Consider the following 15,738-nt stretch of genomic DNA (forward strand, 5'->3'; position numbering starts at 1 on the left):
TTACAAAATCAGCCGACGCATGGTCGGCTGTATTTTTTTACTTTAATGAATCTATAGCTTTCTGAGTATGCTCAGTATAAAGTGTTCTGATATCCTCATTCTCACCAAGGCCTCTGAGCAGACATTTTACTTCAAAGCCTTCAGCTTCAAATGCAGACTTCCACGAATACTCATCATCGCCTGCCATATCGTTATTTGCATGATCTCCGGCAACTACCATGAGAGGTTCAAGAACCACCTTCTTGTAGCCGCCCTCTTTTACCTTTGCAAGTACATCTTCAAGAGAAGGCTCGGCTTCAACCGTGCCTACATAATAATTCTTGAAGCCGTCATTTGTAAGAAGATCCTGCATTTTCTGATATACAGCATTTGAGTCAGCCCCTGTACCATGTCCCATGAAGCAGATCGCTGTTTCGCCGTCGTCATATTCCTTTGTCCAGTCGGTGATAGCTGTTTCAACTCTCTTGAAGTCATCATCGCTTGTAAGGAGAGGCTCACCGATAACTACCTTTTCAAAGGCATCGGAGTAATTAGCGACCTTGCTTGTGATCTCCTCATATTCGATACCGTTCATAAGGTGAGTAGGCTGAACTACAAGATTCTTTACATTGTTGTCAACAGCTCTTTTGAGAGCAGCGTCGATATCGTCGATAAGGATACCGTCACGCTTGTTTACATGGTCGATAACAATATTTGCTGTAAATCCTCTGCGAACGGCATAATCGGGGAAAGCCTTCTCAACAGCATCTTCGATAGCACCTATCGTAAGTCTGCGGCTGTCGTTAAAGCTTGTTCCGAAGCTGACAACAAGTATCTCGTTATCGCCTATCTCATCCTGATTGCGGATATTATCAAGAGAAGCATCTCCTGTATCGTAATTTTCCTCATCATCTTCTTCCTCTGCCTCAGTCGTAGTCTCAGCTTCGGTAGTGATCTCCTCTGTAGTAGTTGCCTCGGCTGTTGTTGCTTCGGTAGCCTTTTCGGAAGAAGTGTCCTTCTTTTCATTTCCGCACGAGTAAGCGCAGGCTGTCAGAGCAAGAGCGGAAACAGCTGCAACGATCCTTTTCATATTCATTTTCTATTCCTCCTGTCTTTCGGAGACATCATATCGTGCACAAAAAACACCTTCCGCAAAGCTTGAGGAAGGCATGACAAAAAAGCCCGTATAGAGCTATGGTACGATCAATGCCTCGTGATCTGAGCTTACGCTCTGTACCGATAAACGGCAGGTTTCCTGACTCACGGATAATAACGCAGCATCACGCCTTCCCGATATTCTCAGTGGCTGCATTGAATGCACGGATACCGCTCTCCGCTTACAGTGACGAGATCGTGCAGGACTTTCACCCGCTTCCCTTTTACCTTTCATCTGTATATACAGAAGAAAGCACCGCTTACCTTATTTAATTATGTTATTCATGAATACATGGAATATTATAGCACAGATTTCCGAAAATTCAAATAGTCAGGCATAAAATCGGAGAATTTTACAAATTAGCATTTACAAATGAGGACAAATATGTATATTCGCTTTAACAAACGTAAAATTGATACGATATGTAACAGTAAAAGCACTTTATTGCACTCTCCTCACATTGACACAATGCACAAAAAGAGGTATAATAATATCAACAATGTTCTACAGGAGGTCATAAAAATGAATTTCAAAAAGCTTATCTCAGCTGCCCTCTCATGCTGTCTTATGCTTTCGGCGTTCAGCAGTGCAAATATATCCGCCGCAGGCTCACGGGTATCCGTACACGATCCCTCTATCGTAAAGGCAGACGGAAAATACTACGTTTTCGGTTCTCATATCGAAGCGGCAAGCTCCTCTGACCTGATAAACTGGAGAAGCTTCGCTAACGGCTATGCTAAAACCAATAATGTTGAGTTCGGAAATCTCTCTCAGAATCTGAAAAAAGCCTTCGACTGGGCAGGCGAAGACCTTGAGGACTGTGCAGGCGGATTTGCCGTATGGGCGCCCGATGTGGTATGGGACGGTGATTTTGTCAACAGTGACGGCAGCAAAGGCGCTTATCTTATGTATTTCTGCACTTCCTCTACTTATATGCGCTCAGTTATCGCATATGCTGCCTCAAAGAGCATCGGAGGACCTTATACATTCGTCGATACACTTATTTACTCCGGCTTCACAAACAACGACAGCTATGCGAAAAGCAGTACCAAAAACGTCAACCGAAAATATACTTCGACCAATATCGACGAGCTTATAGCGGAAGGAAAAGTATCTTTCAACAGCAGCTGGTTCAGGAACGATAACTTCAATAATCAGCTCTACCCCAATGCTATTGATCCTACTATATATTTCGATACCGACGGTAAGATGTATATGTGCTACGGTTCATGGTCGGGCGGTATCTTCTCGCTTGAGATAGATAAGCAGACAGGTCAGTGTATCCATCCGCGCACAGGTCAGACCTCTGACGGAAGAATTGTCGACAGCTATTTCGGCACAAAGATATCGGGCGGCTACGGAAAATCAGGTGAAGGTCCGTTCATAGAATACAACGCCGACACGGGATACTATTACCTGTGGGTGACTTACGGAGGACTTACCTCGTCAGGCGGTTATAATATGCGTGTTTTCAGATCGCTGTCTCCTCTCGGTCCATTCACCGATCCCGCAGGACGTCAGGCTGTACTTCCGACTGATCCAAATCTTGACTCAGTCGGTCTTAAGGTCATGGGAAATTATAAATTCAGTTCGCTTAGCAAAGCATATATGGCCTGCGGTCACAACTCCGTTCTGCGTGACGATGACGGTAAATGGTATCTGATATACCACACCCGCTTTGACGACGGCGCTGAATATCACGAGGTCCGCGTACATTCGATGTACTTCAATGAAAAGGGCTGGCCAGTGGTCGCTCCTTACGAATATTCGGGCGATACGCTTTCCGATAGCGGTTACAGCGAGGAGGATATAGTCGGAGAATATGAATTCATCAATCACGGCAGTTCGACCGACGGAAAGATAATCAATTACAGTACAATAAAGCTCGGCTCCGACGGAAGTATCAGCGGAAACGCTTCGGGAAAATGGATGCAGTCCAAGGGCAGCGCAGCTGCTGAGATAACTGTCGGCGGTCAGCTTTATTCGGGATATTTCCTTGCAGCAAAGGATGAAAACGGAAAAAAAGTAATGTCATTTACCGCTGTCGGCAGCAATAATCAGACGATTTGGGGCGTACAGACCAAAAGCTTTACAGGTTCCGAACGCACAGGGATAGCTGATTTTACGGAGAAGAATTCTCAGCTTATAAATAAAGCGGAAACGGTTTCGGGTACGGGAAACGCTCTTAAGCTCAGCGGTACGGAGCTTCTCAGTGGTATATCATACTTCATAATAAACCAGAACAGCGGTATGGCTGTAGATATCCCCAACGGCAAGCTTGAAGAAGGAACAAATATACAGCAGTGGGAACGCAACGGAAGCTGGGCTCAGCAATGGCGTATTATCTCCGTGGAAAAAGATTACTGCCGAATAGTATCATCAGGTGATGAGACAATGTGCATCGCTGTTGCAGAAAGCTCTGCCGACGACGGTATCAATATCGAGCTCCAAAAATATACGGGGAAGGACAATCAGTTGTTCAGGCTGAAAAAGTGCGGCTCTGACTACGGTATAGTCTCGAAATGCTCAAACGACACAGGCGGACTTGACGTTTATGAATGGTCTAAGGAAAACGGCGGCAATATCAATCAGTGGAACTACTGGGAAGGTGGCTGTCAGCTCTGGAGCTTATCCCCTGTTCACCCGACTGTTACCGACGGATGCTATATGGCACGCAGTGTAAACAGCGGACTTTATTTGTGCGATATGGACGGCAGGGCTGTACAGTCCGATATGAACAGCCTTGCTTTTGAATACGATCCCACAGGCGCTCCGCCTCCGTACAATATCAACGATCAGATATGGACTTTCAATAAGGATACAGACGGAAGCTATTTTATAAAAAATCAGAAGGGTCAGGCTCTGACAGCCGACAATGATGATCTGACTATCAGGGAATTCAGCGGTTCAGATGAACAGAAATTCAATATAATATGCAATAAGGACGGTTCGTATTCTTTTATGAAGTCGGGGAAATACATTGACAACGGAAAGAGCGAAAAATTTAAAGCGGCATTTGGCCTTACCAATCTGTCGGAAGAAAACAGCAATAAATTCGTTCTGGAGCCGTCTGTCCCCGAAGGGATAGTTCTTCCCATTATCGGCGACGTCAATGACGACGGCGAGATAAATACTTCCGACCTTGTAATGCTGCAAAAGTACCTTCTCAAGTCCGGTGAACTTAAAAAGTCATACATGGCAGATGTAAACAAGGACGGAACAGTTGATATATTTGACAGCGTAGCCCTAAGAAAGCTTCTGATTAAATAATGATATTAAAAGTGCAGCCTTAAAGCTGCACTTTTTTGATAAAAAACCAATTTGTAACCGCTTTTAACTTGACATTCTCTGTTAAAATGTGTAAAATGTAAATGTATGCAGAAATATAACTCTGCTAAATACATCTATTATGGAGGTAAATATGGATCCTAATCAGAACAGGCCGCAGGGCAGACGTAAAAACGTCACATCAGGCGGCAGCGGAGCACATAGAAGAGGCGACGGCCTCGGTACAGGACCTGTAGGTTCCGGAAGCTACTCGGGAGGTTCGACAGGCGGCGGTGGCGGCGCAAAAAGAGCAGCTGCAGGCGGCGGCGGTCTTATCACAATTATTATAATTGTCTTTCTTATAATGAAGTTTATGGGCGGCGGCGCCGGTCTCGGAGGTGCCGGAAACGGCGGTGGAAGTACAGGCGGTGGTCTCGGCGATCTTCTCGGCTCGCTTACAGGCGGTTCAGCCCCTTCGGGATTTGATTTCAGCACGGAGGATACCGCAGTCGGAAACGACACAAGTGACAGCACGGTAGATACATCTGTTGCGACAGGCTCCCGTGAAAAGCGTACAGTTATCAAGGGCAACGGTGAAGATGTCGTTACTCTTATGGTATATATGTGCGGTACCGACCTTGAATCAAAGTACGGCATGGCTTCTTCCGATATGGAAGAAATGAGAAGTGCGACCTTCGGTGATAATGTTAATGTCATTATCTTCACAGGTGGATGCTCACAGTGGAAAGTCAGCGGTATCAGCAACAAGGTAAATCAGATCTATCAGATAAAGAACGGTCAGATCGGCAGGATCGTTGAGGACGCAGGCAGCAAGCCAATGACTGATCCTAACAATCTTGCTTCATTCATACAGTTCTGTGCAAAGAACTTCCCCGCAAACAGAAACGAACTCATTCTCTGGGATCACGGCGGCGGATCAGTAACAGGCTACGGCTACGACGAAAAGAACAAAAACAGCGGTTCCATGTCTCTTGCGGGAGTTAATCAGGCTCTCAAGGCAGGCGGAGTAAAATTCGATTTCATCGGCTTTGACGCTTGTCTTATGGCAACAGCAGAAACAGCACTCATGCTCAATGAGCACGCTGACTACCTCATTGCTTCCGAAGAAACAGAACCCGGTATCGGCTGGTACTACACAAACTGGCTCTCAAAGCTCGGCAGCAATACATCAGCTCCTACTCTTGACATAGGCAAGAATATCGTTGATGATTTTGTAACAGAGTGTGCTAAGAAGTGCAGAGGTCAGAAAACAACTCTTTCTGTCATCGACCTTGCGGAATTCTCAAACACGGTTCCAAAGGATCTCACAGCATTCTCAAAGTCTATCAGCGAAAAGATCGCAAAGGACGATTATAAAGACATCTCGAACGCAAGATACGCTACACGCGAGTTTGCTGAAAGCACACGCATAGATCAGGTCGATCTTGTAAATCTTGCGGAAAATATCGGAACTCCCGAGGCAAAGGCTCTTGCTTCATCACTCAAAAATGCAATAAAGTATAACCGTACATCGACTAATATGACAAACGCTTACGGTGTATCTATCTATTTCCCGTATCAGCGTACTTCCTATGTAGATAAGGCTTGCAGCACCTATTCTCAGATAGGTATGGACTCAGAGTATTCAAAGTGCATCAAGCAGTTCGCAAAGGTCGAAACAGGCGGTCAGATTGCAGCAGGCGGTACAGGTTCAGTACTGAGCTCGCTCTTCGGCGGCGCAGCTTCATCGGGATCGTCAGGCAGCTCTGATATGATCGGTTCGCTCCTTACTTCGTTCCTTGGCGGAGGCGGCAGAAGTATTGAAGGTCTTGATGCTTCCAATACAGAGTTCATGGAAGACACGGATGTCAACGATACAGCTCAGTACCTTTCAACGCATTACTTTGATTCATCAAAGCTTACATGGGAAGAAAAGAACGGCACATATACCATGAAGCTTCCCGAATCACAGTGGGAAATGGTACATAGCCTCGACCTCAATATGTTCTACGACGACGGAGAGGGTTATATTGATCTTGGTCTTGACAATATCTACTACTTTGACGATAACGGCAACCTCGTTGCAGACACTGACAAGAACTGGCTCTCTATCAACGGAAATGTAGTTGCTTACTACCACACCGATACAACAAAGAGCGGTAACGATACAATAATCACAGGTTATGTTCCTGCGTTCCTTAACGGTGAAAGAGTAAATCTCATAATCCAGTTTACAAACGACGATAACGGAATCATTGCAGGCGCTTCAACTGACTATGTCGGTGGTGAAACAGAAGCAGTTGCAAAGAATCTCACCGAGATCAAAGCCGGTGATACTCTCGATTTCATATGCGATTACTACAACTATGACCAGGAGTATCAGGACAGCTACCTCATAGGTGAACAGGTCATTGTTACAGATAATATGACTATCAGCAATACACCTGTCGGCGATGGCAAATGCCTCCTTCTCTACCGTTTCTCTGATATCTACAATCAGAATTACTGGTCAGAGCCTATTACTATCAAGTAAATATTGAAGGGCAGCTTTACAGCTGCCCTTTTTATATATTGTAAAAAAATAAAAATAATTACACAAAAAATATTTACACTTGACAATACTCCCCATTTGTAGTATAATATTATTGCTGTCGAGGTGTGGCTCAGTTTGGTAGAGTACTACGTTCGGGACGTAGGGGCCGCAGGTTCGAATCCTGTCACCTCGACCAATATACAAGACGGTATACCGTCAATTCGGTATACCTTTTTTAATGCCGCTGTGGTGGAATTGGCAGACACAAGGGACTTAAAATCCCTCGGTAGCAATATCGTACCGGTTCAAGTCCGGTCAGCGGCACTGTTAAATAAAGGCACGAGTAAAACTCGTGCCTTTATTTTTACATATTATATAATTCCGCTACTTTTCCATAGCTTACATTTTTGCTGCAAGGCTCACAGATACTCATATCTGTCAGCTCCAATCTTTTAACCACTTCTTTTAAGTTCCCTTTTTCAATTTTATTGCTTTCGGGAACAGATTCACCGCTTCCGCCTGTATCGTATGTTATAACAGGCGTGCCGCATGACTGTGCTTCCAGATTAACGGTCGGATAATTATCCTCATAAGTAAGATTGAGGAATAGATCAGCCGCAGTGTATATCTCTGCAAGCTCCTTTACACTGTTTGTCCTTGTTATACCAATTATTCCTTCAGGCAGAGTTTTCAACTGATTATCTGACAATCCTACAAGAACTATTCTGTAACTGTCATCTATCATTTCTGACAGCTTTATAAAATCATCAAGTCCTTTTCGCTTTTCCCAAACACTTGCCACACCAAGAAGTATCTTTTTTTCTTCAAGATGATAGCGCTCTCTAAAATCACCATAAGTTGGCTTGAAAACATCCGTGTCGATGCCGTTGTTTATTACCTCGACGTTGTATTCACCCAAATAGGAGTCCTTAACAAGCTCGGCAAGCCATTTTGACGGAGTAATTATCGTCATATCGGGAACACCTGTCATGATCTCTTTTTTTCGTCTCCAGTTATTCGATGAATCGTCAGTATATGCTATGGGATATTCCTTAAGATTCGGGCAGTTGCCGCATCCGTTCTTCCATTTTGTACAGCCGGCAGCATCACAGTATGCACTGTGTCCCGTAAAAGCCCAGCAATCATGAAGTGTCCATAAAATACGCTTTCCACAGCTTTTCAGATAATCAAACAATATCTCAATATTCATATAATAGCCGTGTATGTTGTGCAAGTGTATAACATCAGGATCATATTCCCTGACCCATTCAATAAACTTCTTTGTTGCTTTCACTGAGCCAAATCCAACTTTATCAAACATTCTTGCCTTTAAACCGTGAAGTTTAACATCGAGGTCTGTTCCGATCCTGTAAGAATCTTTCCTGTACTTTTCAGGTGAAGTGTTCCTGCCGTATGCGATCCTGACCTCATGTCCCTGACCTGTCAGTATGTCATATATATCGGTACATATTCTACCTGTGCTTCCCGAACCGCAGAAGCTGTTTATCAATAAAATTTTCATTTTAACCACCAAAATAATTATAAAAGACTATTAATGTCTTTTTGACAGATCATGAGTTTCTCTCTGACAAACTCATGATTCTGTTTATCTCATTTGCAGTTTTTCTTTCTGATAAAAGAGTCAGATATTTTTCTAATTTGTCGATAACAACCTTTTTATCAAAATTGCTTTCAAAATATCTTTTAGCTCTCTCTCCGCAATCCGAATACTTTTCTTTGTGCTCAATAAATTCTGTGATAGCTCTTGCGTATCCGTCAACGTCATCAGCATTGACTGCAAGTCCGCATCTGCATTCTTCTATTATTTCCTTTGCACCGCCGTCCACCGCAGCTATGATCGGTTTTCCTGCCGACATATAGCCCTGCAGCTTGGCAGGAACTGTATTCGCCGCATATCCTATTTTAGACTCTGAGCAAAGCGTCAATAAAAATGCGTCCATCTTGGGGTATACTTCGTTGAGTGTTTCTTTTGGAACACGACCGTAAAATGTTACAGTATCGCTTATACCGAGTTCTTTTGACAGCTCAACACATGAATCATAGCTTGTACCGTTTCCGTATATATGTACACGAAATGGTTTATCTGTTTTGATCTTCGCAACAGCCTTCAGAATACACTCGATATTTTGCTGCTGACCTATATTTCCTGCGAAGATAAGATCTGTCTCCTCCTTGATTTTATCAGCAATGCAGTCGGAAATTTGCATCTTATCAGAATGCTGTGGAATATACACTATCTTGTCTTCATCGACCTTATTGACCGAAACAAGGTATTTCTTAAACGGCTTCGAGGTTATTCCCACAAGATCACCGCTTCCGTAAGCGTACTGACAATACTTTTTTACCAAGTAAAAAAGCGGATTCTTGTTGCCTACGCCCCATATCTTCATCTGATCGGGCCAGATGTCTATACAATAAAAAAGCAGAGGCTTTTTCAGTTTCTTTTTCAGAACTATACCGCCGGCACCCATGAAAATGGGGGCTGTCTGATACGAAAGAATTACATCTGCTTCATATTTATGAAAACGAGCGTACGTAGTCGAAGAAATCCAGAATGACAAATAATTCAGAACTCTGAAAAGAAATCCACGTCTTCTTGCTATAATAGGAACTCGGTGGATTTTAACCCCGTTCCTGACCTCGTCTCTGTTCTTACCGTGTTTATATTCTTCGGGGACTACACTTGTGGCATAGTCAGGCAGACCTGTAAGGACAGTAACATCATGCCCTCTTTTTACAAGTTCCTCTGCAATATCATTGATCAGAAAGTTTTCCGGCCAATAATACTGCCCAACAATTACAATTTTAATATAAAACGCCTCTCTTCAATGCCGTATTCCCAAGTACATCAGCAGTTTTTCGCACCAATAACGCAAAATACCGTTTTCCATAATATTTTTATATCTGTTTTTACAGAACGCTCTCTTATGTACTTTCTGTCAAGTTCGATCTGTTCTTCTTTTGTAAGATCGTTTTTTCCGAATATCTGCCAGTAGCATGACAAGCCCGGCTTCACAAGCAGCCTGTCGTCAGGGAGTTCAACCTGCTCTTCGGCGATGAACGGCCTTGGTCCGATAATTGACATATCTGATTTTAAAATATTGAACAGCTGTAAGAGTTCATCTATAGAGTATTTGCGAAGAAATGCTCCGATCCTTGTTACACGCGGGTCATCTGACATTTTAAAATTTGCCCCCTGATCCTCATTTCTCTCTTTCAGCTCTTCTCTGAGGCTGTCAGAGTTTGCACCCATTGTTCTGAATTTATAGATATTAAAGGTTTTTCCGTTTAAACCGACTCTGCTTTGTACATAAAAAGGAGAATGTCTGTCTTCTATCATGATAAGCAATGAAATGATAAGAAGAAACGGAGACAGCAAAATCAGAGCAGTCAATGATAAAACAATATCCCCCAAACGCTTTAAAACGCTGTAGACGGGCTTAGTTTCCAACTCGATTTTCTCGTCGTTAGTGTTTTTAAACTCAATTTCCCTCAGATTATTTTCTAAAACCCCAACCCTTGCCATAAATAACCGACCTTATTAGACACAATTTTCGCATAGTCTAAACTGCTGACTCAGTGATAACAAACTATGAATAATTTAATGAAAAAATTACAGCACGTTCCCGTAAAACGATGTAGATATTAAGCAGATCTTGTCCGTTTTTAGTGCTCTCAATTGAAAATAATATCATAAACGGAATTGCCTGTCAAGTATTATTTTGCTATAATTATACCGCAAGTTTTAGCAGTAGTTGGTCATCATATTTTTGCATAGATTATACATAAATATCCCCCCGTGACGAAGCCACAGGGGGAAAAGCTGTTTTTATATGTCCAATTGCAAAACTTTACATAACATAATAAAGCAAATAATCAGAAATTATTTATCTTTTTCATTTTTTATCAATAAATGTACTCGTTCAAAGCTTTCATCCATAAATCTTTTGAGTCATCATTTAAGTGGACTCCATCCACAGTATATTCAGGGTTCATTTCGCCAGAAAGCACATAAGCAGAATGTGTATCAATATAGGTTATACCATGTCTTTTCGCTATATCCTGTAGCTTTGAATTAAACCTGACTATATTCTCATTTGTTAATCCTCTTTTTTGTTTTTTATTTGAAATAGGAAGAACGCTTTGAATAAAAAGCTCCGCATCGGGATTATCTTCCGCTATCTCGCTGACCATTATCTCATACTCTTCAGCCAAATTATCTACACTGCATGAACCAAGACTGTTGACTCCGCCTTCAATAAAAATCTTTTCAGGTGAAAGATGACTGATCATAGCCGATCTCTTATGTATACCCGATAAAAAATCACCTGATAAGCCCAGATTAACTATTTTTTTATCTTTGTAATATCCCTGAAAGTTTTCATCGGTCGTCAGACTGTCACCAATAAAAACAATATCTGCATCATATTCCAGCTGATTTAAAGAACTTTCCCAACTTAAAAGAGTATAGTCGATCTCTTCAGATATCGGTAACCCTATTTTGGCAAGCATTCTCTGCGGCGTCATTTGTTTGACAAAAAGAAATCCTATAAAAGCGGATAATAGAATGCATAATATAAACAGTATCACTGTGAGACATAAAATTTTTTTATTTAAATCACATCTGTTTTTCATAAAAAAACTCCTCATTAATAACATACTCACTGATTATATCACAAATGCTCATGCACGTCAATTGTTTTTCGGTCATTAAAACATAAACATTATTTTTTAATATTGTTTGCAGGCGATAACCAATTATTTTTCTATTTTAAGCGGTTTATTGAAAAAATACTCTTGACATTACTGCAATAATATAGTATAATAAGGAACGGTAATCACTTTATTAATTTAAAGCTTTACAGATTTATAACTAAAAAACCGTAAAGCAACAGAAAGGTCGAGATATCAATGCAATCCCAAAGCGCTACAACCGCTACATTCGTCATACTTGCCATTTATGTCACTATTATGGTATGTATCGGAATCTATATGTCAAGGCGGACAAAATCCACCGAGGACTTCATGCTCGGAGGCAGAAGCGTAGGCTCCTGGCTAACAGCTTTTTCCTACGGTACTACTTATTTCTCAGCAGTCGTATTCATAGGCTATGCAGGTCAGTTCGGCTGGATGTATGGTGCTTCCGCTTCATGGATAGGATTAGGCAACGCAATTATAGGAAGCCTTATCCCCTTCTTCCTTATAGGAAAAAGAACTCGTCTTATGACGAATCACCTCGGTGCAAAAACTATGCCCGAATATTTTGAGCGCAGATTTGACTCCAAGTCTCTCAAAACAGCATCAGCTCTTATCGTTTTCATCTTCCTTATCCCTTATACCGCTTCGGTCTATAACGGTCTTTCACGTCTTTTCGGTATGGTATTTGACCTCGGAGACAACGGCGCGACCTACATAATCATCGCAATGGCTGTTCTTTCAGCTGTTTATGTAACACTCGGCGGCTATAAGGCAACAGCTCTCAACGACTTCTTCCAGGGAATAATCATGCTTATCGGAATCGGAACCGTTGTAGCACTTACAGTTCAGAAAAAAGACGGCCTTTCAGCTGCACTCAGCGCTCTGAACGATATTTCCGACGCAAAGACTCCAAAGGGTACACTCGGTTCGCTCTTCGGACCTGATCCCATTAACCTGCTCGGAGTTGTTATCCTCACATCACTCGGTACATGGGGACTTCCTCAGATGGTCCAGAAGTTCTACGCTATAAAGGACGAACAGGCTATCAAGAAGGGCGCTGTCATCTCCACAATTTTCGCTGTCGTTGTTGCAGGCGGCTCATACTTCATGGGCGGATTTGTAAGACTTTACTGTACACTCGGCGGTGATCTTGACAAGACACACATTGAAGAAGTCAATGGCAAGCCTGTATACGATACAATGGTGCCTGCACTTCTTGATCAGGCTCTCCCGAATATCCTTATCGGACTTGTTGTAGTACTTGTTCTTTCTGCTTCACTTTCAACTCTCTCATCGCTTGTTCTCACATCAAGCTCAACTCTTACGAACGATCTTATCAAGCCTCGTATCAAGAACTTTGACGACAAGCATCAGGTTATGTTCATGCGAATATTTATTGCGGTCTTCCTTCTTATCTCCGTAATAATCGCCTGCAACAAGAACGCTTCCATATCCACTCTCATGTCATACTCATGGGGAGCACTTTCAGGCGCATTCCTCGGACCATTCCTCTACGGTCTTTTCATGAAGAAGGTCTCAAAGGCTGCCTGCTGGACAAGCTTCATCACAGGCGTGGGCATCAGCGTTATTCATATGGTACTCTTCAGCCTTAACATAGAAGCATTCAGCGGCATCAAGCAGTCGATCATTGATCTTAACTGTCCGCTTTCACTGTTATCACCTATCAACGCAGGTGCATTTTCTATGATACTTTCACTTATCATCGTACCTGTTGTAAGCTTATTTACAGCAGCTCCCGATAAAAAGACAGTTGACAACGCATTCAGCAGTCTTACTACAAGCAAATAAGATGAATTGAAATTACCAAAGCCCTTGATGCGGAATAGTTAATTATTCCGTATCAAGGGCTTTTTATTTATCAGTTCGCTGTCAGTCTTGAATTGCTTTCAAAACCTTTTTTCTGATTTCCGTAAATGAATGTGTCCTCCTGAAGTGTGAGCTTCATTCTTATATCCTGTCCGTTTCGCGCTACAGTTATCGAAATGGTATCCCCTGCCTTGAACTTGTTTTTGATATCATTGAGTTCCTGTGCAGTTGATACAGCATTGCCGTCGATGTCGATTATTATATCGCCCACTTTTATTCCTGCAAGCTCGGCTGCACCGCCCTCCTGAAGGGACATAACATAAACTCCGACAGGGATATTCCAGTACCTTGACTGAGCTTCAGTAATATCTCTCGTACTTACAATACCATGATTCGGTCTTCCTGTAACGTATCTGTAGTTTATGAGGTCGTCAATTATGACCTTTGCTTCCTTTATCGGTATAGCAAAGCATAATCCCTCAACACTTGCAGAGCTGCTGTAGCTTGAAGACATTTTTGCGGAATTGATGCCGATGACTTGTCCGCAGCTGTTTAGAAGAGGTCCGCCGGAATTTCCGTTATTAATGGCAGCATCCGTCTGAATAAGGTTCATTTTCTTTTCGTTTATATCAATTTTTCTGTTAAGGGCAGAAACTATTCCGCTTGTTACAGTTCCGAAAAGATCAAATCCAAGCGGATTTCCCACCGCTATAACAAGCTCGCCGACTCTGAGATCATCACTGTCACCGAGAACAGCAGGCTTAAGCTTTGTTTCATTGACCTTCAGTACAGCTATATCGGTTTCGGGGTCAAAGGCGATTATATTGGCTTCATGTTCGGTCTCATCGCTGAAAAGCACCTTTACATCAACAGCTTCGCCTGCATCATAAGTCTCGTCATAGACTACATGAGCATTCGTAACGATATAACCGTCATCGGTTATAATGAAACCAGTACCTGTTTTCCTCATGATCTCCGTTTGCGGCTCATCGTTCCAGCCCCATATACTGAACGTCTGGCGGGGGGTATACTCAAATGACGAAGCAACTCCGACAACAGACGGCATTATTGAATCGACAATATCAGGCAGCGGCTTTGCATCAGATCTTGCAGCCAGTTCAATAAGGCTCGGCATCTCTTTATCATCTGAAGGCTTTTCGTTTTCGGCAGTATCTACAGGTATATCCCTTGAAACGCTCTTAACGCTGTCCCCTGAGAACTCCTTAAGTTCGTTCTTTGATGCATTCAAAAATTTATACATCTTTACAACTCCGAAGCTCAAGGCTGCGAAAATAATAACGGTCGCAGCACATTTAAGAACAAGACCTGCCTTTCTCTTACCTGCGGAAGTGGTTACATTCTCTGTATTCTCCGAAGCATATGAATATGACCTCGAATCATACCTGTTTTCATTTATATCAGGATCATCGGAAGTTTCATTATCAGCGCTGCTATAATTAACTTCATAATCGCTTTTTTCGCTGAATAGCTCATCCGAGCGATAATTATCATCACTGTTGTAATTATCCTTCATCCTGTTCATCCTTTCAGATACAATACTCTATAATATATTATAAGCATTTTTGTGATAATTATATGATAAAGCTGGGAAAAATATATTTTCCTATCCGTTTTTATAATATAAAGTATTCTTAAGAAATGAGCAGATATATTATAAACAAAACCCCGACAAACGTCGGGGCTGTTTGTTACTATTTAATTTTTAAAGCGACTTTCATCACTTAGCTAAATTACCCTTTGGACTCACCCTTTCGGATCAGATTTTAAATGTGTACCTCTTTTTCAATGTACATCATTCCTTTATATAAAGTAATCAAGCAATTCAAAAATTACTCCATCGGAATCACCTATAAAATTGTATTTGTCCGAAAATGCCGAACATCATGCAAGTTCATAAAGTAATAACCTATTTTCTCATTGGACTCAACCTTTACTAAAAGATTTTTTCGCAATATATCTAAAGACTTATTGTCGAAATTTCAGATAACTCTGTATCTAAATTTTTCACATGAAGCCGTTTAGATCAGCAAACGTCAGCTTCATAATTGAATTGTTAAGCCTTTTTGAGCTCTTTTCAATGGAACAAGCCCGAAGCCTATATTCCCTCTTAATGAAATCCAATTACTCAGCAAGCCCGCCGGCTTCACGCTGCTGTGCGAACTTTCCTTCCATTGGACTCACTCTCCCTTCCGCGTATATTCATTTACATTGAGGTCTCCCTCAGTCCAAGTAAATG

9 protein-coding genes, 2 tRNA genes and 1 riboswitch are annotated in these 15,738 nt (G+C 42.1%); of the genes, 5 read left to right on the forward strand and 6 right to left on the reverse strand.

Going from position 1 to position 15,738, the window contains the following annotated elements; translation table 11 throughout:
• Positions 1 to 37 precede the first annotated feature (37 nt).
• Entirely contained in the window at positions 38 to 1,069 is a 1,032-nt protein-coding gene (locus Q0R37_RS02925) for a sirohydrochlorin cobaltochelatase (protein ID WP_366517391.1), read from the reverse strand.
• Positions 1,070 to 1,206: 137 nt separating this feature from the next.
• Positions 1,207 to 1,410, reverse strand: a riboswitch (cobalamin riboswitch).
• Positions 1,411 to 1,657: 247 nt separating this feature from the next.
• Here Q0R37_RS02925 and Q0R37_RS02930 point away from each other — a divergent pair.
• The 4 genes from Q0R37_RS02930 to Q0R37_RS02945 all read left to right on the forward strand — a co-directional run bounded on the left by Q0R37_RS02930 (position 1,658) and on the right by Q0R37_RS02945 (position 7,259).
• Complete coding sequence (locus Q0R37_RS02930; RefSeq protein ID WP_294750955.1) at positions 1,658 to 4,405, forward strand: RICIN domain-containing protein; 2,748 nt, start codon at positions 1,658 to 1,660, stop codon at positions 4,403 to 4,405.
• Positions 4,406 to 4,556: 151 nt separating this feature from the next.
• Positions 4,557 to 6,935 carry a clostripain-related cysteine peptidase gene (locus Q0R37_RS02935; protein ID WP_294750958.1) on the forward strand — a complete coding sequence of 793 codons (2,379 nt, stop codon included), beginning with the start codon at positions 4,557 to 4,559 and terminating at the stop codon, positions 6,933 to 6,935.
• A gap of 119 nt (positions 6,936 to 7,054) precedes the next feature.
• Positions 7,055 to 7,131: transfer RNA gene (locus tag Q0R37_RS02940), tRNA-Pro, on the forward strand.
• 44 nt (positions 7,132 to 7,175) lie between these two features.
• Positions 7,176 to 7,259: transfer RNA gene (locus tag Q0R37_RS02945), tRNA-Leu, on the forward strand.
• 40 nt (positions 7,260 to 7,299) lie between these two features.
• Here the strand turns inward: Q0R37_RS02945 and Q0R37_RS02950 are convergent.
• The 4 genes from Q0R37_RS02950 to Q0R37_RS02965 all read right to left on the reverse strand — a co-directional run bounded on the left by Q0R37_RS02950 (position 7,300) and on the right by Q0R37_RS02965 (position 11,591).
• Positions 7,300 to 8,457, reverse strand: a complete 1,158-nt coding sequence (locus Q0R37_RS02950) for a glycosyltransferase (protein WP_294750961.1) — start codon at positions 8,455 to 8,457, stop codon at positions 7,300 to 7,302.
• 49 nt (positions 8,458 to 8,506) lie between these two features.
• Positions 8,507 to 9,766, reverse strand: coding sequence for a glycosyltransferase family 4 protein (locus tag Q0R37_RS02955; RefSeq protein ID WP_366517392.1), 1,260 nt, complete (start codon positions 9,764 to 9,766; stop codon positions 8,507 to 8,509).
• A 38-nt stretch (positions 9,767 to 9,804) separates the two neighbouring features.
• Entirely contained in the window at positions 9,805 to 10,482 is a 678-nt protein-coding gene (locus tag Q0R37_RS02960) for a sugar transferase (protein ID WP_294750964.1), read from the reverse strand.
• Positions 10,483 to 10,862: 380 nt separating this feature from the next.
• Positions 10,863 to 11,591, reverse strand: a complete 729-nt coding sequence (locus tag Q0R37_RS02965) for a GDSL-type esterase/lipase family protein (RefSeq protein ID WP_294750967.1) — start codon at positions 11,589 to 11,591, stop codon at positions 10,863 to 10,865.
• A 276-nt stretch (positions 11,592 to 11,867) separates the two neighbouring features.
• Here Q0R37_RS02965 and Q0R37_RS02970 point away from each other — a divergent pair, with 276 nt between their 5' ends.
• Entirely contained in the window at positions 11,868 to 13,463 is a 1,596-nt protein-coding gene (locus Q0R37_RS02970; protein ID WP_294750969.1) for a sodium/solute symporter, read from the forward strand.
• Positions 13,464 to 13,533: 70 nt separating this feature from the next.
• On the opposite strand, the gene Q0R37_RS02975 is transcribed toward Q0R37_RS02970, so the two are convergent.
• Complete coding sequence (locus Q0R37_RS02975) at positions 13,534 to 15,015, reverse strand: trypsin-like peptidase domain-containing protein (protein WP_294750972.1); 1,482 nt, start codon at positions 15,013 to 15,015, stop codon at positions 13,534 to 13,536.
• Between the last annotated feature and the right edge of the window lie 723 nt (positions 15,016 to 15,738).

Source organism: uncultured Ruminococcus sp. (genome assembly GCF_946415235.1).
Taxonomy (GTDB): domain Bacteria; phylum Bacillota; class Clostridia; order Oscillospirales; family Ruminococcaceae; genus Ruminococcus.

Bases quoted from the DNA above. Each gene is read 5' to 3' on its own strand.
- Q0R37_RS02950 (WP_294750961.1), bottom strand. From the start codon at position 8,457: ATGAAAATTTTATTGATAAACAGCTTCTGCGGTTCGGGAAGCACAGGT.
- Q0R37_RS02930 (WP_294750955.1), top strand. From the start codon at position 1,658: ATGAATTTCAAAAAGCTTATCTCAGCTGCCCTCTCATGCTGTCTTATG.
- Q0R37_RS02975 (WP_294750972.1), bottom strand. From the start codon at position 15,015: ATGAAGGATAATTACAACAGTGATGATAATTATCGCTCGGATGAGCTA.
- Q0R37_RS02960 (WP_294750964.1), bottom strand. From the start codon at position 10,482: ATGGCAAGGGTTGGGGTTTTAGAAAATAATCTGAGGGAAATTGAGTTT.
- Q0R37_RS02965 (WP_294750967.1), bottom strand. From the start codon at position 11,591: ATGAAAAACAGATGTGATTTAAATAAAAAAATTTTATGTCTCACAGTG.
- Q0R37_RS02970 (WP_294750969.1), top strand. From the start codon at position 11,868: ATGCAATCCCAAAGCGCTACAACCGCTACATTCGTCATACTTGCCATT.
- Q0R37_RS02925 (WP_366517391.1), bottom strand. From the start codon at position 1,069: ATGAAAAGGATCGTTGCAGCTGTTTCCGCTCTTGCTCTGACAGCCTGC.
- Q0R37_RS02935 (WP_294750958.1), top strand. From the start codon at position 4,557: ATGGATCCTAATCAGAACAGGCCGCAGGGCAGACGTAAAAACGTCACA.